The sequence below is a fragment of the Cupriavidus sp. 22TCCZM01-5 genome (assembly GCF_057798915.1).
Genome location: NZ_JBYOJR010000001.1, coordinates 138,410 through 158,718 on the forward strand (window position 1 = coordinate 138,410; position 20,309 = coordinate 158,718).

21 protein-coding genes and 1 pseudogene are annotated in these 20,309 nt (G+C 66.0%); 15 read left to right on the plus strand and 7 right to left on the minus strand.

The window, feature by feature from the left end:
• Window positions 1–61: 61 nt before the first annotated feature.
• On the minus strand, window positions 62–1,360 hold the full coding sequence (locus AC3FNH_RS00705; protein WP_488718743.1) for a dicarboxylate/amino acid:cation symporter: 1,299 nt from the start codon (window positions 1,358–1,360) through the stop codon (window positions 62–64).
• A 405-nt stretch (window positions 1,361–1,765) separates the two neighbouring features.
• On the opposite strand from AC3FNH_RS00705, the gene AC3FNH_RS00710 reads away from it, so the two are divergent.
• The 5 genes from AC3FNH_RS00710 to AC3FNH_RS00730 all read left to right on the plus strand — a co-directional run bounded on the left by AC3FNH_RS00710 (window position 1,766) and on the right by AC3FNH_RS00730 (window position 5,942).
• The gene (locus AC3FNH_RS00710; protein ID WP_224081270.1) at window positions 1,766–2,086 is read left to right on the plus strand and encodes a (2Fe-2S) ferredoxin domain-containing protein; all 321 of its coding nucleotides are present in this window, start codon (window positions 1,766–1,768) and stop codon (window positions 2,084–2,086) included.
• Window positions 2,087–2,226: 140 nt separating this feature from the next.
• Window positions 2,227–2,868 carry an alpha/beta hydrolase gene (locus tag AC3FNH_RS00715; RefSeq protein WP_276099299.1) on the plus strand — a complete coding sequence of 214 codons (642 nt, stop codon included), beginning with the start codon at window positions 2,227–2,229 and terminating at the stop codon, window positions 2,866–2,868.
• A gap of 82 nt (window positions 2,869–2,950) precedes the next feature.
• Window positions 2,951–4,171 (plus strand): D-alanyl-D-alanine carboxypeptidase family protein, encoded by a 1,221-nt coding sequence (locus tag AC3FNH_RS00720; protein ID WP_488718744.1) that lies wholly within the window; start codon window positions 2,951–2,953, stop codon window positions 4,169–4,171.
• A 54-nt stretch (window positions 4,172–4,225) separates the two neighbouring features.
• Entirely contained in the window at window positions 4,226–4,531 is a 306-nt protein-coding gene (locus AC3FNH_RS00725) for a YbeD family protein (protein ID WP_276099301.1), read from the plus strand.
• A 214-nt stretch (window positions 4,532–4,745) separates the two neighbouring features.
• On the plus strand, window positions 4,746–5,942 hold the full coding sequence (locus AC3FNH_RS00730; RefSeq protein WP_488718745.1) for a class I SAM-dependent rRNA methyltransferase: 1,197 nt from the start codon (window positions 4,746–4,748) through the stop codon (window positions 5,940–5,942).
• Between the two features lie 4 nt (window positions 5,943–5,946).
• Here the strand turns inward: AC3FNH_RS00730 and AC3FNH_RS00735 are convergent, their stop codons facing one another.
• The 3 genes from AC3FNH_RS00735 to AC3FNH_RS00745 form a co-directional block, all read right to left on the minus strand.
• Window positions 5,947–8,064 carry an ATP-dependent helicase gene (locus tag AC3FNH_RS00735; protein ID WP_488718746.1) on the minus strand — a complete coding sequence of 706 codons (2,118 nt, stop codon included), beginning with the start codon at window positions 8,062–8,064 and terminating at the stop codon, window positions 5,947–5,949.
• A gap of 163 nt (window positions 8,065–8,227) precedes the next feature.
• Window positions 8,228–8,764, minus strand: coding sequence for a TlpA disulfide reductase family protein (locus AC3FNH_RS00740; protein ID WP_276099304.1), 537 nt, complete (start codon window positions 8,762–8,764; stop codon window positions 8,228–8,230).
• 117 nt (window positions 8,765–8,881) lie between these two features.
• Window positions 8,882–9,376 carry a SoxW family protein gene (locus AC3FNH_RS00745; protein ID WP_488718747.1) on the minus strand — a complete coding sequence of 165 codons (495 nt, stop codon included), beginning with the start codon at window positions 9,374–9,376 and terminating at the stop codon, window positions 8,882–8,884.
• 130 nt (window positions 9,377–9,506) lie between these two features.
• Between AC3FNH_RS00745 and AC3FNH_RS00750 the strand changes: the two genes are divergently transcribed.
• Entirely contained in the window at window positions 9,507–10,103 is a 597-nt protein-coding gene (locus AC3FNH_RS00750; protein ID WP_276099306.1) for a hypothetical protein, read from the plus strand.
• Between the two features lie 57 nt (window positions 10,104–10,160).
• Window positions 10,161–10,802 carry a LysE family transporter gene (locus AC3FNH_RS00755; RefSeq protein WP_276100626.1) on the plus strand — a complete coding sequence of 214 codons (642 nt, stop codon included), beginning with the start codon at window positions 10,161–10,163 and terminating at the stop codon, window positions 10,800–10,802.
• A gap of 231 nt (window positions 10,803–11,033) precedes the next feature.
• Here AC3FNH_RS00755 and AC3FNH_RS00760 read toward each other — a convergent pair whose 3' ends face one another.
• The gene (locus tag AC3FNH_RS00760; protein ID WP_276099308.1) at window positions 11,034–11,753 is read right to left on the minus strand and encodes a GntR family transcriptional regulator; all 720 of its coding nucleotides are present in this window, start codon (window positions 11,751–11,753) and stop codon (window positions 11,034–11,036) included.
• Here AC3FNH_RS00760 and AC3FNH_RS00765 point away from each other — a divergent pair.
• From AC3FNH_RS00765 to zwf, 5 genes are all read left to right on the plus strand, one after another.
• The gene (locus AC3FNH_RS00765) at window positions 11,743–12,072 is read left to right on the plus strand and encodes a porin (protein ID WP_488718748.1); all 330 of its coding nucleotides are present in this window, start codon (window positions 11,743–11,745) and stop codon (window positions 12,070–12,072) included. The genes AC3FNH_RS00760 and AC3FNH_RS00765 overlap by 11 nt on opposite strands.
• Window positions 11,999–12,457: a hypothetical protein gene (locus AC3FNH_RS00770; RefSeq protein WP_488718749.1), complete on the plus strand. Its 459-nt coding sequence runs from the start codon at window positions 11,999–12,001 to the stop codon at window positions 12,455–12,457. The genes AC3FNH_RS00765 and AC3FNH_RS00770 overlap by 74 nt, the downstream gene beginning before the upstream one ends.
• A gap of 30 nt (window positions 12,458–12,487) precedes the next feature.
• Entirely contained in the window at window positions 12,488–13,591 is a 1,104-nt protein-coding gene (gene nagA / locus AC3FNH_RS00775; protein WP_488718750.1) for an N-acetylglucosamine-6-phosphate deacetylase, read from the plus strand.
• Window positions 13,584–14,603 (plus strand): SIS domain-containing protein, encoded by a 1,020-nt coding sequence (locus AC3FNH_RS00780; RefSeq protein ID WP_488718907.1) that lies wholly within the window; start codon window positions 13,584–13,586, stop codon window positions 14,601–14,603. Before nagA ends, AC3FNH_RS00780 begins: the two co-directional genes overlap by 8 nt.
• An 83-nt stretch (window positions 14,604–14,686) precedes the next feature.
• A complete protein-coding gene (zwf, locus tag AC3FNH_RS00785; RefSeq protein ID WP_276099311.1) occupies window positions 14,687–16,174 on the plus strand; it encodes a glucose-6-phosphate dehydrogenase in 1,488 nt (495 codons plus the stop codon).
• 40 nt (window positions 16,175–16,214) lie between these two features.
• On the opposite strand, the pseudogene AC3FNH_RS00790 reads toward zwf, so the two are convergent.
• Window positions 16,215–17,087, minus strand: a pseudogene (locus tag AC3FNH_RS00790) (YifB family Mg chelatase-like AAA ATPase); the annotation flags it as partial.
• A 139-nt stretch (window positions 17,088–17,226) separates the two neighbouring features.
• Here AC3FNH_RS00790 and AC3FNH_RS00795 point away from each other — a divergent pair.
• Window positions 17,227–18,213, plus strand: coding sequence for a DUF2806 domain-containing protein (locus AC3FNH_RS00795; protein WP_488718751.1), 987 nt, complete (start codon window positions 17,227–17,229; stop codon window positions 18,211–18,213).
• Window positions 18,214–18,395: 182 nt separating this feature from the next.
• Here AC3FNH_RS00795 and AC3FNH_RS00800 read toward each other — a convergent pair whose 3' ends face one another.
• A complete protein-coding gene (locus tag AC3FNH_RS00800; RefSeq protein ID WP_488718752.1) occupies window positions 18,396–19,052 on the minus strand; it encodes a recombinase family protein in 657 nt (218 codons plus the stop codon).
• Window positions 19,053–19,219: 167 nt separating this feature from the next.
• On the opposite strand from AC3FNH_RS00800, the gene AC3FNH_RS00805 reads away from it, so the two are divergent.
• Together AC3FNH_RS00805 and AC3FNH_RS00810 are read left to right on the plus strand one after the other, a co-directional pair.
• Window positions 19,220–19,915, plus strand: coding sequence for a hypothetical protein (locus AC3FNH_RS00805; RefSeq protein WP_488718753.1), 696 nt, complete (start codon window positions 19,220–19,222; stop codon window positions 19,913–19,915).
• Entirely contained in the window at window positions 19,905–20,285 is a 381-nt protein-coding gene (locus AC3FNH_RS00810) for a hypothetical protein (protein ID WP_488718754.1), read from the plus strand. Before AC3FNH_RS00805 ends, AC3FNH_RS00810 begins: the two co-directional genes overlap by 11 nt.
• Window positions 20,286–20,309: the final 24 nt, after the last annotated feature.

The window sequence follows — 20,309 nt, forward strand, 5'->3', positions numbered from 1 at the left end:
CGCCGATGATACTCGCTGCGGCGCGGCCGGCCCACCGGGCCGGCCGGCCTTGCGCGCGGTGTCAGACGTTCTGGCCGGCGTCGGCGAGATCTTCTGTGTCATCGTCAGTGCTCTGCTGCAGCGCCTGGCGGAGCTTGACGCGGTCGAGTTCGCGTTCCCAGGCCGAGACCACCACCGTGGCCACGCCGTTGCCGATGATGTTGGTCAGTGCGCGGCACTCGCTCATGAAGCGGTCGATGCCCAGGATCAGCACCATGCCGGCCACCGGAATGCTCGGCACCACCGCCAGCGTCGCGGCCAGCGTGATGAAGCCCGCGCCGGTCACGCCGCTCGCGCCCTTGGACGTGAGCATGGCGACCGCCAGGATCGTGAGCTGCTGCATCAGCGTCAGCTCGATGCCGGTGGCCTGCGCGATGAAGATCACCGCCATGGTCATGTAGATGTTGGTGCCGTCCAGGTTGAACGAGTACCCGGTCGGCACGACCAGGCCCACCACGGACTTGGAGCAGCCCAGCTCCTCAAGCTTTTCCATCAGGTGCGGCAGCGCGGCTTCCGAGGAGCTGGTGCCCAGCACGATCAGCAGCTCTTCCTTGATGTACGCAATGAAGCGCAGGATGTTGAAGCCGGTCAGGCGCGCGATCGTGCCGAGCACGAGCACCACGAAGAGGATGGCCGTGAAGTAGAACGTGCCGATCAGCTTGAGCAGCGGCACCAGCGAGCCCAGGCCGTACTTGCCGATGGTGAAGGCCATCGCGCCGAATGCGCCGATCGGGGCCACCTTGGTGATGACGTGCACGATGTGGAAGAACACCTTCGACACCTGCTCGATCAGCTGCACGACGATGCGCGCGCGCTCGCCGATGGCCGCCAGGGCCGCGCCGAAGAACAGCGAGACCAGCAGGATCTGCAGGATGTCGCCGTTGGCGAACGCGCTGAAGATCGTGTCCGGGATGATGTGCATCAGGAACTCGACCGTGCTCTGGCCGTGCGCCTTGGACACGTACTGCTCGATCGACTTGGTGTCGAGCGTCGACGGGTCGATGTTGAAGCCCACGCCCGGCTTGAGCAGGTGCGCGGCGCCCAGGCCGATCAGCAGCGCGAAGGTGGAGACGATCTCGAAGTACAGCAGCGCCTTGCCGCCGACGCGGCCGACCTTCTTCATGTCGCTCATGCCGGCAATGCCGGTCACCACGGTACAGAAGATGATCGGTCCGATGATCATCTTGATCAGCTTGATGAAGCCATCGCCCAGCGGCTTCATGGCCACGCCGGTGTCGGGCCAGAAATGGCCCAGCAGGATGCCGACAAAGATGGCGAACAGCACCTGCACGTACAGGATCTTGTAGAAGGGTTTTCTCATGATGTCGTCCTCGGTTTTTTGGCCATACCCACCAGCGTGGCGGGCGCACGCCGTCGCGGATGCGGCGTGTCTCGGACTCTGGAATTGCAATCGATGTGCCAGCGTGTGGAGTCCGGGTAACCCATTGATTTGAAAGGGAGGGCGCCAGCTGGGGCAGGGTCCGGCACTCCGGATTTCCGGAATTCCGGAAGCGCGCGCTCCGGGGATCCGGAACGGCGGCGCAGCCTGGGGTGCCCAATGTGGCACTTCAGGGCGCGGGTTCGGGCGCCGATGTCCGCCGGCAACCTCGCCGGAGCCCGGATTGCCATGGTCCGGCCCTCCACACACCGTATAATTCCGAGCTTCCACCAATGCCGCCGGACGCGAACCCCCGGGCCGGTGCGGCACGCCTTTTTCCCAGCACGCATGAGCAGCTACTACCAGCACCACGTCTTTTTCTGCCTCAACCAGCGCGAGGATGGCGAGAACTGCTGCGCCCAGCACAACGCCAAGGCCATGCAGGAATACGCCAAGAAGCGCTGCAAGGAACTCGGCATCGCCGGCGGGGAAGGCCGCGTGCGCATCAACAAGGCGGGCTGCCTGAACCGGTGTGAACTCGGACCGGTACTGGTGGTCTACCCCGAGGCCGTCTGGTACACCTACGTCGACGAGCACGATATCGACGAGATCATCGACAGCCATCTGCTGCACGGCAAGCCGGTCGAGCGGTTGATGGTTGATCGCTGAACACGATGCCGGTGGCCGTGCCACAGCCCGGCGTCACGGATGTCCCCGAGGTTTTCCAGGTTTTCCCGTAGCAGTGCCGCTGCAGCCCGAGCGCCGCGGCAGCGTTTTCCATTGCCCCCGTTGCATCGTCCATTGCCAACATGAACGCGCATACCCAGGTACTGACCATTGCCGGCCCGGCCGGCGCGATCGACCTCTCGGTCGACCTGCCGCAAGCGGCGCCGCGCGGCCTGGCGCTGGTGGCGCACCCGCATCCGCTGTTCGGCGGCACCAAGGACAACAAGGTCGCGCAGACCCTGGCGCGCAGCTTCGTGCAGCTTGGCTACGCCACGGTGCGCCCGAACTTCCGTGGCGTGGGTGACAGCGCCGGCGTGCATGACAACGGCGTGGGCGAGCAGGACGACCTGCTGGCGGTGGTCGCGTGGATGCGGGAACAGACCGCGTGGTCGCCCGATGCCGCGACCCTGCCGCTGGCCATGGGCGGCTTCTCGTTCGGCAGCTTCGTGACCACGCACGTCGCGAAGCGCCTGGCCGATGCCGGCACGCCCGCGCAGCGCCTGGTGCTGGTCGGCACCGCCGCGAGCCGCTGGCAGGTCGCCGACGTGCCCGCCGATACCATCGTCATCCACGGCGAGCAGGACGAGACCGTGCCGCTGCAAAGCGTGTTCGACTGGGCCCGCCCGCAGGAGCTGCCGGTGATCGTCATCCCCGGCGCCGATCATTTCTTTCATCGCAAGCTGCACCTGATCAAGCAGCTCGTCGTCAATGCGTGGGACCGGTGAGGCCAGACGGCACGCCGTCCGGGGTGCCATGCCGGCACCCGCAACCGTCCCTCGCGAAACTTATCTTGTCGGAAACTGAAACATGCTGAACAGAGCCACGCCGCGCCTAGCGTCCGTCCTTGCCTCCGCCGCCATCGTCGCGGCAGCCACGCTTGCTGCGGCACCCGTCGCGCTCGCTCAGGCGCCCGCCGTGGTGCTGACCCCGGGCGTGCCGATGCCGCAGGTGGCGGCCAAGTCCTGGATGCTCTACGACGTGACCAGCGGCCAGGCCCTGGCCTCGCAGAACGCCGACATGCGCATCGAGCCGGCGTCGCTGACCAAGCTGATGACCGCCTACCTGGCGTTCGAGGCCCTGAAGGAAAAGCGCCTGACACTGGACCAGGCCGTGGTGCCGACCAACGTGGTGCTGAAGGTCAAAAGCGATGAATCGCGCATGTTCATCGAGCCCAACAAGCCGGTCACCGTGCAGGACCTGCTGCTGGGCCTGATCGTGCAGTCGGGCAACGACGCCGCGCTGGCGCTGGCCGAGGCCGTGGGCGGCTCGGAAGAGGGCTTTGTCGCGATGATGAACCGCGAAGCCCAGCGCATGGGCATGAAGAACAGCCACTTCACCAACACCGATGGCATTCCCGACCCGAACCACTACACCACCGCAGTGGACCTGGCGACGCTGACCACGCGCCTGATCCAGGACTTCCCCGAGTACTACGCCATGTACTCGCAGAAGGAGTTCACCTATAACAAGATCAAGCAGCCCAACCGCAACCGCCTGCTGTACATCGACCCGACCGTGGACGGCGTCAAGACCGGCCACACCAAGTCGGCTGGCTACTGCCTGATCTCGTCGGCCAAGCGGCCCCTCGCAAACGTACCCAACGGCTCGCGCCGGCTGGTGTCGATCGTGATCGGCACCACCACCGAACAGGTGCGCACGCAGGAAAGCCTGAAGATCCTCAATTACGGCTTCCAGTTCTTCGATACGCTGCGCCTGTATGACAAGGGCCAGGTGCTGGCCACGCCCGACATCTACAAGGGCAAGGCCGGCACGGTCAAGATCGGCGTGCAGAACGAGACCTTCGTTACCGTGCCCAAGGGCACGGGCGGTCGCCTGAAGCCGGTGCTCGAGCGCCAGGAGCTGCTGATTGCCCCGATCGCCGCGGGCCAGCAGGTGGGCACGGTGAAGCTGATGGACGGCACCAGCAAGGTGGCGGAGTTCCCGGTGGTGGCGCTGGAAGAAGTGCCCGAGGCCGGCTTCTTCGGCCGCCTGTGGGACACCATCCGCCTGTGGTTCAAGCGCAAGTGATGTGATGGAGCAGCCCGGCACGCCATGCGTGCGCCGGGCTGCCGGAGAAACGAAATGACAGCCGATAACAATGGCGGCGGCAAGCCGGGCGATATCCCGCCCGAGCAGTCGCTGATCGAGTACCCCAGTGATTTTCCCATCAAGGTGATGGGCGCGATGCAGGATGGCTTTGCCGAAGCCATCGTGACGCTGGTGCAGGAGTTCGACCCTGGCTTCCACGCCGGCAAGATGGAAATGCGTCCGTCCAGCAAGGGCAACTACCTGGGCCTGACCGTCACGGTGTGGGTAACCAGCCGCGAGCAGCTCGACGATCTTTACCGCGCACTGACGGCGCATCCGATGGTGAAGGTGGTGCTGTAAGGCCGCACCTTTTCCATTCCAGCCGGTTTGCTCCCCTCTCCCGCGCGCGGGAGAGGGGCCGGGGGTGAGGGCAGGCGCTGGCATACCGATGCGCCTCACTTCGCTGACACGCTTACCCTCACCCCCAACCCCTCTCCCGCATGCGGGAGAGGGGAGCCACGCCGCGGAGCGCGCAGCGCCGTGGTCTTGGCACGCTTCTCTTCCCCATACCAACATGAACACCATCACCCTCAAGCCTGGCAAGGAAAAATCCCTGCTGCGCCGCCACCCGTGGATCTACGCCACCGGCATCGCCACCACTGAAGGCCGCTGCGAGCCGGGCGCGACCGTCATCGTGCGCGCCGCCGACGGCCGTTTCCTGGCCAAGGCCGCCTACAGCCCCGAATCGCAGATCCGCGCGCGCGTTTGGACCTTCGACGAGAACGAGCCGGTCGACCACGCGCTGTTCAAGCGCCGCGTGGCAGCGGCGATTGCCTATCGCCGGCAATGGGTGAAGGACAGCGATGCGGTGCGCCTGATCTTCGGCGAATCCGACCGCCTGCCGGGCCTGATCGTCGATTACTACGGCAACGGCGCCGATGGCCAGCTCGTGTGCCAGTTCAATGCCGCGGGCGTGGAGCACTGGAAGACCGCCATCGTGCAGGCGCTGGTCAAGGAAACCGGCTGCCCCAACGTGTACGAACGCTCCGATGCCGCCGTGCGCCAGCGCGAGGGACTGGAGCTGGTGACGGGCGTGCTGGCCGGCGCCGAGCCCGATCCCGCGCTGTCGGTGACCGAGCATGGCGTGCGCTACTACGTGGACGTGCGCAATGGCCACAAGACCGGCTTCTATGTCGACCAGCGCGACAACCGCAAGCTGGTGGGGGACCTGGCCGAAGGGCGCGAGGTGCTCAACTGCTTCTGCTACACCGGCGGCTTTTCGCTGGCGGCGCTGCGCGGTGGCGCGACGTCGGTGACGTCGATCGATTCCTCGGGCGAGGCGCTGAAGATTGCCGCCGGCAACGTCGCGCTCAATGGCTTCGACGAGAACCGTGCGACGTGGCTCGATGCCGACGTATTCAAGACCCTGCGCGAGTTCCGTGCGGAAGGGCGCCAGTTCGACCTGATCGTGCTCGATCCGCCCAAGTTCGCGCCGTCGGCCCAGCACATCGACCGCGCCGCGCGCGCCTACAAGGAAATCAATCTCGTCGGCACGCAGCTGTTGCGTCCGGGCGGGCTGCTGTTCACGTATTCGTGCTCGGGCGCGATCAGCATGGAGCTGTTCCAGAAGATCGTGGCCGGGGCGGTGACGGATGCCCGCGCCGATGCACGCATCCTGCGTCGGTTGTCGGCGGGCACGGACCATCCGATGCTGTCGGCCTTCCCGGAAGGGGAGTACCTGAAGGGGTTGCTGCTGGAAAAGGTGGCCTGACGACTCAGCGCCACATATTGCGCATGCGGCTGGCCAGGTCCACCGGTGCGAGCGTTGCCTTCGACGGTACCGCCCCCGGCATCGGCGGAGGCGGCCAAGAGCGGCTGTAGAAGTTCGGCATCACCCGGTTCGGCAGGAAGCGCGTGCGCGACGCGTACACGTGGCGATCGCCGAACCCCGGCTGCTGGTGCACGTAGAAGCGCTGCGGCACCACGACGTCCAGATGGTCCTTGGCGCGCGTCATCGCCACATACAGCAGCCGCCTTTCCTCTTCAATCTCTTCCGTGGTGCCCGTGGCCAGGTCGGACGGCATGCAGCCGTCCACGGCATTGAGCACATACACCGCCTTCCATTCCTGGCCCTTGGCCGAATGGATCGTCGACAGGATCAGGAAATCCTCGTCGCGCAGCGGCACGCCCGATTCGTCGCTGGACGCACTGGGCGGGTCCAGTGTCAGTTCCGTCAGGAAGCGCTCGCGCGAGGCGTAGGTCGCGGCAATGCGTTCGAGCTGCTGCAGGTCGGCCATGCGCGCGGCGGCATCGTCGTGGATGCGCTCCAGGTGCGGCTGGTACCAGGCGACGACCTGCTCGAACTCCGACGGCCACGGCGACGCCGGCCCCAGCAGCGTGCGGGCCAGCGCCAGCAGGTCGGCCCAGGCGGGCGCGGCGGCTGGCGGCGCCTCGAACGATTCGAGCGCGAACAGCGGCTCGGTGGCGACCGCGAGCGCATCGAGCACGCGCGCGGCGGTCTTGGGCCCGATCCCGGGCAGCAACTGGAGCGTGCGGAAACCGGCGATGCGGTCGAGCGGGTTCTGCAGCCAGCGCACCACGGCCATCGCATCTTTCACATGCGTGGATTCGAGGAACTTGAGGCCGCCAAACTTCACGAACGGAATATTGCGCCGGGCCAGTTCGATCTCGAGCTGCGCACTGTGGTCGGCGGCGCGGAACAGCACCGCCTGCGCCATCAGCGCGAGGCCCGCCTCGCGCCGCTCGAGCACGCGCTCGACCACGTAGCGGGCCTGGTCGGCTTCATCGTTGACGACGACCACGCCCGGCTTCTCGGCCGACGCGCGCTCGGACCACAGGTCCTTGGTGTAGCGCTCGGCGGCCAGCCCGATCACGGCGTTGGCGGCCTGCAGGATCGGCTGCGTCGAGCGGTAGTTCTGCGACAGCGTGACCTGCTGTGCCGGCGGCGCGAACTGCGCGGGGAAATCGAGGATGTTGCGCACGGTGGCGCCGCGGAACGCATAGATCGACTGCGCGTCGTCGCCGACCACCGTCAGGCCGCGGCCGTCGGGCCGCAGCGCCAGCAGGATCGACGCCTGCAGCGCATTGGTATCCTGGTATTCGTCGACAAGGATATGGTCGAAGCGCGCGCCCATGTCCTGCGCGATCGCGGGTTCGGTCAGCGCCTGCGCCCAGTAGAGCAGCAGGTCGTCATAGTCGAGCACCTGCTGCTTCTGCTTGGCTTCGACATAGCCGGCGAACAGCGCCCGCAGCGCGTCGACCCACATGGTGTAGCGCGGGAACCAGAGCTTGAGCACGTCCTCGAGCGGGGCCTGGGTGTTGACCACGCGCGAATAGATCGACAGGCAGGTTTCCTTCTTCGGGAAGCGGCTGGCCTGCTCGGACAGCCCCAGGTCGTGCCGCACCACGTGCATCAGGTCGGCGGCATCGCCGCGGTCGCAGATGGTGAAGGCCGGCGACAGGCCCAGCGTTTCCGCATATTCGCGCAGCAGGCGCGCGCCGATCGCGTGGAAGGTGCCCGACCACTGCAGCGCCGCGCGGCCGGCGCCGGTACTGGTGCCGAGCGCCTGGTCCACGATGCGCTCTACGCGCCGCCCCATCTCGGCCGCGGCGCGGCGCGAAAAGGTCAGCAGCAGGATGCGGCGCGGGTCGGCGCCGTTGAGCACCAGGTGCGCGACGCGATGCGCCAGCGTGTTGGTCTTGCCCGAGCCTGCGCCCGCGATGATCAGCAGCGGCCCGTCGCTGTGGTGCTCGACCGCCGCCCGCTGTTCCGGATTGAGCCGCGCCAGGTAGGCGGGAACGTCGGCGTCCGGCGAGGCTTGTTCGGCAAGGGCGGAAGGCGATTCCGCGAGAGGGGCAAGATCCAGTGACACGGGCGGTTCGGGATGTGGCCGCCGTCGATGGCGGGCAGGAAGACTGGCGCAAACTGTATATCCATACAGGCCGTGGGCGCAAGCCAGTCGAAGCGCGCGCGGCATCAGCCCAACAAAAAAGGTGCTCGATGAGCACCTTTTCGCAGCTGTTGCCGGGAATTCGTCAGGCGGCCTGGGCCAGCGCGCCGTCAAGCAGCTTGTGCAGCGCGTCCCATTCGGGCTCGCCGACATAGCGCTTCAGGATGCGGCCGTCCTTGTCGACGACGAAGGTGGTCGGCGTCAGCTGCACATTGCCGAAGGCCTTGGCCGCGGCGCCATCCGAGTCCATCGCGACCTTGAACGGCAGCCCGCGTGTCTTGGCGTAGTTCATCACGTACATCGGCGGATCGTAGTTCATGGCCACGGCGACGAACTCCAGGCCCTTGCCCTTGTACTGCTCGTAGGTGCGGACCATGTCCGGCATTTCCTTGACGCAGGTGGCGCAGCTCGTGGCCCAGAAGTTGATCAGGTAGACCTTGCCCTTGAGGTCGCCCGTGCTGACTTTCTCACCCGAAAGCAGCGTGAACGTGGCGGCGGGTACCTGGCTCGACGGCGACAGCGCGCGGTAGCCGAACCAGCCCAGTGCGGCGAGCACGACGACGACTATGGCGATGGGCCACAGCTTGCGGGGTTTGGAAGTGGCGGGAGCGGCGTTTGTCATGGCAATGCGGTCCGGCTTGGGCCGGGCCCGTTCAACTGGCAACAGGGCATTCTAAACCCGGCCGCCGCGCGTTGCTGCAATCCGTCGCCTGCGTCAATCCGCCGCAGTCCGCGCGGGTCAGCGCGCGGTGGCGATGGCGGCACGCGCCTGGCCCAGCGCCTGTTCCAGATAGGCGCCGTAGAAATCGGGCTGCAGGCCGCGCAGCGGGGCGGCTGCCTGCCGCCCGTCGCGATCGAGGAACAGCACTGTCGGGGCCACGCGCACCTGGTGCGCCCGCGCCCACGCGCGCGCGGTGGTCATGGTGCCGTCGGTGTCGCGCAGCGGCGTGTCGGCGGTCATGTCGACTTCGCGCACCGCGATTTCGCCGGCCGCCGCCTGCGGGCCGAGATAGCTCTTGCGTACGGTGTCGCAGTAGCCGCAATCGGGCAGCGAAACCAGGACCACTAACGGTTCTCCGCGGCGCGCCGCGTCGGCGGCGTGAGCGGCCAGGTCGGTCGCGGGTGGCAGGTGTGGCGTGCCGGCGCCCGCGGGACTGGCGAGCATGGCCAATGCCAGCAGCGCGGCTGCCGCAAGACGAACGGAGGGGCGACGGAGCAGAATGAGCGGGGGCATGGTGTGAAGCGCAGCAAGCACGGGCCGGCGGCTTCCCGGATAATACCGGTTTCCGCCCGGCGGCCAGGCGCCTGCCCGCCGCCGTCCCCGGTCCCGACAATACGCGCCGCACCGTACGGCCACGTCCCCGATGCCCCTTCTTCAGGTCTGTCAGTGGTTCTCCCGGCTTCGCCTGGTGCTGCCGGCCATGCTCGCCGTGGCCTGGCTTGGCGCGTGTTCGCCGCGCTATGACTGGCGCACGATCCAGTCGGGCGAGGGCGGCTATGCCGCGCTCTATCCGGGCAAGCCCACCAGCGCCGCGCGCGATGTCACCATTGCCGGGCACAAGCTGCCGATGACCATGGAAGCGGCGCGCGTCGACGACACGCTGTTCGCAGTCGGCGTGGTCACGCTGCCGGCCGACGACGCCGGTTTGCGGCGCGAAGCGCTGGCCGCGATGCAGTCGGGCCTGCTTGCCAATCTCGGCGTGCATGGCGGCGAACCGGCGCACACGCGCGCGGTGACGATCCAGTCGGCCGACCAGCCGGCGCGGCCGCTCGACGGCGTCGAACTGCAGGTCAGCGGCGTGTCGCCACAGGACCACTCGCCGCGCCGCCTGACCGCGCGGCTTGTCGCCGTCGGCACGCGCGCCTACCAGGCCGTGGTGCTGGAATCGGGCGACGGCGCGCGCGACCAGCGCAACGCCGAGCAGGTGGAGCAGTTCCTGGGCGGATTCCATCCGTACTGATGCGCTCCATAAGCGCCCCATAAGCGCCCCATAAGGTTTATCTGAAGGAGAGATATGATGCGTTGGGAAGTCTGGCTGGCCTATTTCGCCGCATGCTGGGTCATCGCGGTGTCGCCCGGTTCGGGCGCGGTGCTGTCGATGAGCCACGGGCTGTCGTATGGCGTGCGCAGGACATCGACCACGATCTTCGGCCTGCAGGCCGGGCTGGTGATTATCCTGCTGGTCGCCGGTGGCGGACTTGGGGCGCTGCTGCTGGCGTCGGAGCATGCGTTCGCCGCGGTCAAGACCGTGGGGGCCCTGTACCTGATCTACCTGGGCGTGCAGCAATGGCGCGCGCGGGTCGAAGAGGGGACGGCAGCGAACGGCGGCGCCGTGCGCATGACGCCCATGAGCCCCCGCCGGCGTTTCGCGACCGGGCTACTGACCAATGTGACCAACCCGAAGGGCATCATCTTCATGGTCGCCGTGCTGCCGCAGTTCATCGACCCGTCGCGGCCGCTGGCGCCGCAGCTCGCCATCCTGGCTGCGACCATGTGCGGCGTCGACCTGGTCGTCATGCACGGCTATGCGCTGCTGGCGTCGCGCATGCAGGGCCTGTTCCGTAACGCGCGTGCCGTGCGGTGGCAGAACCGCTTCTTCGGCAGCGTGCTGATGGCGGTGGGCGCGGCGCTGTTCTTCGTGCGGCGCCAGCACGCCTGAGCACCGGCACTGGCGCGTCCCGGCGGGGTTTGCTTCAATGAGGAGGAAACCCCGCCACGGAGACACCCGTATGCCAGCCTCGCTGATACCTCGCGCGCGCATGCTGCCGCGCCATACCGTGCCCCCGCTGGAGGAGCCATCGCCGCCGGGCGTGCCGCCCGACCTGCCGCTGCCGCCCGAGGAGGATCCGGTCCCGCCGCCAGTCGAGCCGCCGGTGATTGTCCCCCGGCGTTACTGTTTCAACTCGTAGAAGTCGTTCAGGCAATAGGCGTCGGTCAGTTCCACCGGCTGGTCGCCATGGCTGTAGCCGATCCGCCGGATATGCAGCAGCGGCTCGCCGGGTGCGATCGCCAGGTGCGCGGAGAGCGCCTCGTCGGCTACGACCGCGCGCAGCTTCTCGGTAATGCGCAGCACCGGCCGGCCGATCCGTTCCAGGTACGCATACAGCGATTCGCCGATGGCGCTGGCGTCGGGCAGCACCGCGAGCGCCAGCGTGGTGACGTCCATCCAGAAGGTCTGGCCATCGGCCTTGCGCAGCCGGGTCAGCCTGACGATCTCCTCGCCGGCCTGCAGCGCCAGCACGCCGGCTTCCTGCGCGGTGGCCTTGCGGCGCTCGAATGCGACCAGTTCGCTGGCGGGCGTCATGCCGCGCCGGCGCGCCAGTTCGCTGAAGTTGTCCAGCCGCGCCGCCTTCGGCTCCGGGCGCGGCGCGATAAAGGTGCCCGCGCCGCGGCTGCGCGTGATCGCGCCTTCCTCGGCCAGCACCTGTAGCGCGCGCCGCGCGGTGACACGCGAAATCCCCAGCGATTCCACCAGCGTGCGCTCCGAAGGCAGCGCATCGCCGACACGCCACTGTCCGTCGTGGATGGCCGTGCCCAGCCTGCGCGCCACCTGCAGGTAGATCGGCGTCGCGTCGGCTCCTTTCCTGGAGTTTTCGATCGTGAAACGCATTGCACTGACGGCGCTGCTCGCAGCGTCGGCCGGCGGCGCCTGTGCGCAATCCGCCAGCCCCGCCGGCATCACCCTGTACGGCCGCGCGGTGGCGGGCCTCGACTATGTCAACGGTATCGCCCGGCCTGGCGGCGACGCCGACACTTTCCGCTTTGGCAGCAACCAGTACGGTGTGAGCTTCTGGGGCATGCGCGGCACCGAAGACCTGGGCGGCGGCGTACGCGCGCTGGGTCAACATGGAGGGCATGATCACATCGGGCACCGGCGCCTCCGATCCGCTGTTCAATCGCCGTGCGCAGGTTGGCCTTGCCGGCAATGACTGGGGCACGCTGTTGCTTGGCCGCGGCATGAGCCTGACCGACGACGAAAGCGGGATGCTCGACCCGATGGGGATGCAGGCAAGTTCGGTGGCCACGCTGGTCTATGGCCGCAACTGGATCGGGGCCAACTACCGCCTGCTGCCCGCGCTGACGCTGATGTCGGGCCTGTACTACGCGTCGCTGAACCGGAATGCGGGCCATGGCACGCTTGTCACACTCGGCGCAAAGTATGACTTGTCGCGCCGCACCTCGCTGTACGGCACGGTCGCATCGGTATTCAACTCGCGAAATGCAAGCTTCTCGGTCGAAGCGTCGCCGGACACCAATCCGCACCCTGGCGTCACCCAGCAGGGTGCCTATGCCGGCATCATCCACCTGTTCTGAAGGCGGACCTGTAATGCGGAGAATTCTGCCATGAAGGGCAATATCCTGACCCCGGCCGGCTGGGTCCTCGGCGAAATCCACGTGGGACCCGACGGTCGCATCGCGCGCATCGAGGGCGTGCCGGCGGAGCCCGCGCACAATGATGCGCCCTATGTGGTGCCCGGCTTTGTCGACCTTCTCAACCACGGTGGCGGCGGCAAGGATTTCATGGATGGCGAGGCGGCGGTGCCTGTGATCCTGCGCGCGCATGCGCGCTTCGGCACCACCAGTCTGCTCGGCAGCACCATGACGGCCCCGCATGACGTGCTGCTGAACGCACTGCAGGCGCTCGGCCGCGCTTGTGCACGGCGCCCCGCGGGCGGTGCGCGCATGCTCGGCGTGCATCTCGAAGGACCGTACATCAACCCGGGCAAGCTTGGTGCGCAGCCCGATACGCCGGCCATCGCCACACCGCAGCAGATGTCGCAGTACCTCGGCGCCGCGCCCCTGAAGGTCGTGACGCTGGCGCCCGAACTGCCCGGGCACCTGGACATCATCCGCATGCTGGCCGCGCATGGCGTGCGCGTGCAGCTGGGCCATACGCTGGGCGGCTACGAGGATGCCGTGGCCGCGCTGGCGGCGGGCGCCACCGGCTTCACGCACCTGTTCAATGCCATGACGCCGCTGCAGCACCGCGCGCCCGGCGTGGTCGGCGCGGCGCTGGCGCATGCCGAGTACGCCGAACTGATTCCGGACCTGCTGCACGCGCATCCCGGTGCCATCCGTGCCGCGCTGCGCGCGATCCCGCGCCTGTATGCCGTGACCGACGCCACCGCCGCGGCCGGCATGCCGGACGGCGTCTATCACCTGGGCAGCCAGACCGTCTACAAGGCCGGCGGTAGTGTGCGGCTGGCCAACGGCACGCTGTCCGGCAGCGTGCTGACGATGGACCAGGCGCTGCGCAATTTTGTCGCGATCGGACTGGACCTGGCGGATGCCTCGCGGCGCGTGTCGCTGTATCCGGCGCAATACCTGGGCCTGGCCGATCGCGGGCAACTGGCGCCGGGCTGCTGGGCCGACGTGGTCGTGCTGGATCGCGCGCTGCACATCCGGACCGTTCATGTCGAAGGAGAACGTTGTGTCGAGAATGCTTGAAGAGGCATTGAGCGCGCCGGCCGTGGTGGCCGCGCAGCTCGAACATGCCGCGGAAGTGGCCGCGCTGGCCGAGGCGCTGGCCGCGCAGCCGTGGCCGGCGGTGCTGACGGTGGCGCGCGGCAGTTCGGACCATGCCGCGAGCTACTTTGCCGCGCTGGTCACGCGGCGGCTCGGCGTACCCGTGGCCTCGCTGCCGATGTCTACGGTGACGCTGCATGCAAGCGCGCTGCGCGTGGCCGGGCAGCTGGCCGTGGCGTTCTCGCAATCGGGGCGCAGTCCGGATCTGGTAGAGACCATGCGCGCACTGCGTGCCGGCGGCGCCCAAACGCTGGCGCTGGTCAACGCGCCGGGGTCGCCGCTGGCGCACGCGTGCGAGCACGCGCTGCCGCTGCGCGCCGGGGCGGAGCACAGCGTGGCCGCGACCAAGAGCTATATCGCCATGCTGTCGCAGTCGGCGCTGCTGGTCGGGCACCTGGAGCGCGCACGCACCGGCGCGGCGGCGCTGGCCGACGCGTGCGCAGCGCTGCCGCTCGCACTGCGCATGGCCGCGACGCTGGACTGGAGCGCGCTGGTGCCGGCGCTGCGTGGCGCGCGACAGATGCTGGTACTGGGCCGCGGCCCGGGCCTGGCGGTGGCGCAGGAAGCCGCGCTCAAGCTCAAGGAAACGTCCGGCATCCAGGCCGAGGCGTTTTCGGGCGCCGAAGTGAGGCACGGCCCGATGGAACTGATCGGCGCGGGCTATCCGCTGCTGGTGTTTGCCCCGCGCGGTCCGGAGCAGCAGGGGCTGCTGATGCTCGCGGCCGAGATGCGCGCGCGCGGCGCCCGCGTGCTGCTGGCAGCGCCGGCCGGCACGCCTGATGCGGAACTGCCGCTGGCCGAGGCCGCGCATCCGCTGCTCGACCCGATTGCCGCCATCCAGAGTTTCTACCTCGCCGCGGAAGCGCTGGCGCGTGCGCGTGGCCGTCATCCGGACCAGCCGCGGTACCTGAGCAAGGTCACTGAAACCCGGTGAGCCCGCTCACCGGGCAGGCAGCCAGCGACCCGAGCCCACCCCGCCATACCCCCGCCGACGATCGGCACGCAAGGAGATACGCCATGCCAAGCACACGATCCGCCCCGTTTTCCGCCGGCGCAGACGCCCGGCCACTGGACCTCGTCATCTTCGGCGGCACCGGCGACCTGTCGGCGCGCAAGCTGCTGCCGTCGCTGTACATGATCCACCGCGACGGCAACCTGCCCGAGCGCACGCGCATCCTCGGCGCAGGCCGGCATGCGTGGCAGCGCGAGGCCTTCATGCGCTTTGCCGACGAGCGCGCGCAGCCCTTCGTCGATGCGCGCTATCTCGACCCGGCGAAGTGGCAGAACTTCCTCCAGCGCCTCGACTACGTGCAGCTCGACGCAGGCGAGCCAGGCGATTACCCGGCCCTGGCGGCGGCATTGCGCGACGAGGCCTTGCGCGTCTACTACATGGCGATGCCGCCGGGGCTGTTCGCGGCCACCTGCGACAACCTCGCGAGCCACGGCCTGATCGCGGCCGACACGCGGCTCGTGCTGGAGAAGCCGCTGGGCGTGGACCTGGCGTCCGCCATCGCGATCAGCGACGTGGTGACGCGCTACTTCAGCGAGCCCCGCACCTACCGCATCGACCACTATCTCGGCAAGGAGACAGTGCAGAACCTGATGGCGCTGCGCTTCGGCAATTCCATCTTCGAGCCGCTGTGGCGCACGCCGTTTGTCTCGAGCGTGCAGATCACCGTGGCCGAGACCGTGGGCGTGGGCACGCGCGGCGGCTTCTACGACGAGGCTGGCGCCATGCGCGACATGGTGCAGAACCACCTGCTGCAACTGGTCAGCATCCTGGCGATGGAGCCGCCCGCGTCGCTCGATTCGGATGCCGTGCGCGACGAAAAGCTCAAGGTGCTGCGCTCGCTGCGGCCGATGTCGCCCGAGGACGTGCGCCGCAACACCGTGCGCGGCCGCTACACCGCGGGCGCGATCGCCGGCGAGCTGGTGCGCGGCTACCTGGAGGAAGACGGCATCCCGGCCGACAGCCGCACCGAGACCTTCGTTGCGATGCGCGCGGAACTCGGCACGTGGCGCTGGAACAAGGTGCCGTTCTACCTGCGCACCGGAAAACGCATGCAGGAGCGCGTGACCGAGGTGGTGGTCCATTTCGCCGAGGTGCCGCACTCCATTTTCGGCACCGGCAGCACGCTGAGGCCGAACCGCATGGTGATCCGGCTGCAGCCCGAAGAATCCGTGCAGCTGATGCTGATGGTCAAGCAGCCCGGCGAGGGCATGAAGCTCAAGCCGCTGAGCCTTGCGCTGAACCTCGATTCCGCTTTCACCACGCGTCGCGCCGAGGCCTACGAGCGCCTGCTGCTTGACGTGATCCGGGGGCGCCTGGCGCTATTCGTGCGGCGCGACGAACTGCAGGCCGCATGGACCTGGGTCGATCCGATTCTGGAAGCGTGGCGCCAGCAGGATGAAGGTCCGCGGCCCTACACGGCCGGCACCTGGGGCCCGGCGGCGTCGTCTGCGTTCATGGCGCGCGAGGGCGTGCAGTGGTCGGAGGAAGCATGAAGCGCACCGGACTGACCGGGGTTCCGAGGCGCCTCCGGGGCTAGCCTGGCGTCCGCAACGCGCGCCGGTACTGGATTGCCTCGCCGACATGCGCGCTGGTCAGGACTTCGGCGCCCTCGAGGTCGGCGATCGTGCGGGCCACCTTGAGCACCCGGAAATAGGAGCGGGCCGACCACGCCAGCCGGGCCATGGCCCCGCGCAGCAAGGCCTGGGCGGTCGGCTCCAGCGGGCAGTGCTGGTCGATCTCGCGGCCGGAGAGTTCGCTGTTGGGTTTGCCTTGCCGCGCAAGCTGACGCTCGCGCGCGGCCAGCACCCGCGCGCGCACCACTTCGCTGGGCTCGCCGGCGGGGCCGTCCAGCATCTCGCCCTGGTCCTGCGCGGGGACTTCGATCTGCAGGTCGATCCGGTCAAGCAGCGGCCCCGAGATCTTCGACTGGTAGCGCCGGATCTGGTCAGGCGTGCAGCGGCAAGCGCGCTCCGGATGGCCGAGGTAGCCGCAGGGGCACGGGTTCATGGCGGCCACGAACTGGAAGCAGGCCGGGAAGTCGGCATGGCCCGCGGCGCGGGCGATGGTGATGCGGCCGGATTCCAGCGGCTCGCGCAGCACTTCCAACACTTTGCGATCAAACTCGGGCAGCTCGTCGAGGAACAGCACGCCGTGGTGCGCGAGCGAGATCTCGCCGGGGCGCGGGTTGCCGCCGCCGCCGACCATGGCCGGCCCCGACGCCGTGTGATGGGGCGAGCGGCACGGCCGCATGCCCCATCGCGACGGCTTGAAGCCCCCCGGGGTCAGGCTCAGCACCGCGGCCGACTCCAGCGCCTCATCGAGGGACATGGGCGGCAGCAGCCCGGGCAGGCGCTGGGCCAGCATGGACTTGCCGGTGCCGGGCGGACCGACGAGCAGCATACTGTGGAGGAATACGCCATAGACTGTACAGCGATCCTACAAGTGGTAAAGTCTCCGCACATTTCGAGAACTCTAAAGTCGAAAGATGGACTATCCGGGTGAAAAACTTCTTAGCAAGATGTGGGACACGCTTGCGGAAAGAGGCATGGGCATGCTCTTGAAGCCATGGCAAACGCGGCGCGAGGCTCGGGCACAAGCTGACGCTACGGTTCTTCTAGCCCAAGCGGAGAAAGACGCAGAAGACATCCGAACCGGCAAGAAAGTGCTTAGCGGAGCTGGGCCAGCGGTGCGCTTGATCGAGGCAGCCCCGGCTGCTGCACCATCCCAAGAAATGAGCGATGGAAGGAAAGAACCGTCGCTGAGCCTTGAGTTCGTCATGCAAAACGCAACTCAGGCACAAACGGCTAAGGTCGTCCGCGAGGAAGTGAATGTGGCGCGTGCTGTTTTGCATGCGGAGGCAACGCTTGCTCAAGACCCGTCCCCCGCACCGGAAGCAAATGTGGATGGGGATTGGCTGTACCGTTGGCGTGATAACGCCGCGAATGTGTCATCTGAACAAATGCAGTCTCTTTGGGGAAGCGTACTTGCCGGAGAAGTAAAACAGCCAGGCCGGTTTTCGCTGCGCACACTTGATTTTCTCAGGAATCTCTCCGCAGACGAAGCACAGACGATCGAGCACTTTAGCCGCTACATCCTTGCCTCCTTTATGCCAAAGTATGGTGCACTGGCTGACGAAGGCGCCCTTAAAGGGGGGATTCGTGATTTACTCACGCTGCAGGAACTTGGTTTGATTAGCGGCGTAGGTGGACTTGGCCTAACACTGACAATGGAAAGCGACCAGTCCAACTTTATCCACCTGATTGGACGGGGCCGAGGTATGCGCCTGCACCATGACACCCCGGCACAGAAGATTGAGCTGGCTATCTACCGTGTGACTCCGCTAGGTCAGCAAGTTTTTGCGCTGCCGAATCATGACATCGACGCGGAACATTTCTTCGCGATTGCTGAAGCGTGTCAGAAACAGGGATTTACAGTAACTGTCTTTGATGCAATCCCGATTCCCGGCACAACCAATTTCCGCATGATGAATCAGGTCGTGCTTCCACTTCCAGCGCAAGCATCGGCGTCGTAGCTAAGCCAGCCCAAAATTTTTGGGCGGGGTAGCCTGCATTGCTTAGGAATGGATTCGCCCCAGCCAGGAATATCTGAGCGGGGGCGAGGGCGCTATCCAGCACGAAGAAAGGGTGGGGGGGCTTTCTGCCCAGCTTCTGCAAAGTATTTGAGAACGTCGCCAGCCGTCCAGGTGAAGGGTCCCTAGTCCTCAGCACGGAAGACGCTCCGCAGGGTTTGTAGAGCGTTCTGTGGGAGGGCGGCGCTGGCCTGTTCTGCGCAGTACCGCTTTACCGTGGCAGGGCTAATGCCGAACTCTTCTGCGGTGGCTGCGATGCTGGCCCCATGCTCACGGCGCCATGCCGCTACTGAGGCAGCGTCTGCTGCTCGGACACGACCTTGGTACTTCTCGGGGCTGGTGCGCTTGGCATTGGCGATACCGCGACGCTGCATCTCCCGACGATTCAGGTAGTCCGCTTCACCCTGAGCGGCCATGAAGGCAAGCACGGCGTCACGAGTGGCCTTGCTGATGGCGTCAGTCGCAGCACCATCGAAGACCATGCCATTCAGGGTGCACTCTACCCGTACACCATTAGCCATGAGGCGCTGCATGGTGGCATGTAGCTCATCGTAGCGGCGGCTGATACGGTCGAGCCAGCGAACCACTAAGACCCCGCCATTGGATAGCTTGTCCTCAACGCGCTTCCACTCGTCACGGTCCAGAGGCGCGACATGGTAGCCGCTGATACCTTCGTCAATGTGGACATGCTTGCGGTCTACACCGTGCTGCTTTGCGTCTTCGTACTGCGTGGCGCTGGTCTGGCCGTCCTGAGTCGAGATTCTTCCGTAGTACAGCTTCATGGTGGCTCAGTTGGCTCATTAGGATTGATGGCTCAATACTACTGACCGGCTCACATACTGTCAACCCTATTGAGCTATGCAAATTGGCTGTCTCCGGTAGCTCAGCAGGGCATACCCATATGCGCCAGATGGATTGTTCTACGCGGGAGGCGGATGCGAAGTCGGGTATGATCTACATGCAGACGAACGAATACAGAAACATGCCGCTTGAAACTCGGACCACCCGATTAGAGCTACAGGACGCTCAGAGGCACAAACTCTCCGACATGGGGGCAAACGCTACGCCCGCCATCGAAGTTCCATCGAACAAATGGTTCGAGTTACTCTCTGATTACCATATCGGCGACCATGTTGGGATTTTGGGGCTTTTCGTTTCAATTATTGGTCTGGCTTTGACCTACACAGAAGCCAGGAAATCAAGAACAGCCGCTGAGGCCGCTCGTGAAGCAGCGAAAGGTGCTAGACGGGCACGCCAACTGGTTGATGTGTCCTTGGAATTGGCGACGATCAGTGCGAATTTGAGTGATCTAAAGGACACAATAAGGAGCGAGGACTGGACTTTGGTCGATCAGCGGATTGACTTAGTCTGCCGCGCAATCGCTGTGGTAAGGGAGGATGTTGCTAACGACACGCCCGAAGGCTTTTTGGATGATGATGTTACGGCGCTTAAGGAAGCAACACCTATCCTGCGGCGTTTCCAAGCGAGACTTACGGCTAAAGATGTGAAACCGCCAGAGACTCGACAGAGCATTAAGAGATTCGAGGCAGAGGTCATTGAACCGTTGAGAGAATTGATCGATAAAATCGATGCAATTGGACTCAGAGCAAAAACGCTATCAGTGAGACGATCAGATGGAAGTTGAAAGGATTGTTAGTTTCCTAAAAGGGTTAGCAGCGCGAACCTCAAAAGGGACTGCGGAGTGGCATGAAAATGTCATTGACCCGACAGAGTTCATTACGGAAGTTAAGGATGTTAGCGTCCGCTTGGGTTACAGGGCAAACGACGATTCTTTTGGTGATGTCGATTATTACCTTAGACTTGTCGATGGAAATTCTGACGAGCTTATTTGCGAATACACCGACGTCGACCTAAAATCGTCGCTTCCTGGTGCATATAATTTCATGCGGAGGCTCTATCAGGACGCTCGACTTCAGGCAAAAGGCTTTAAGTCGAAGCTTGATGCCGCCTTTGATGAGGTTATTCCAGACGATCCAGACCACATCCCATTTTGATGAGGTTGAAGTCGAGCCAGAATC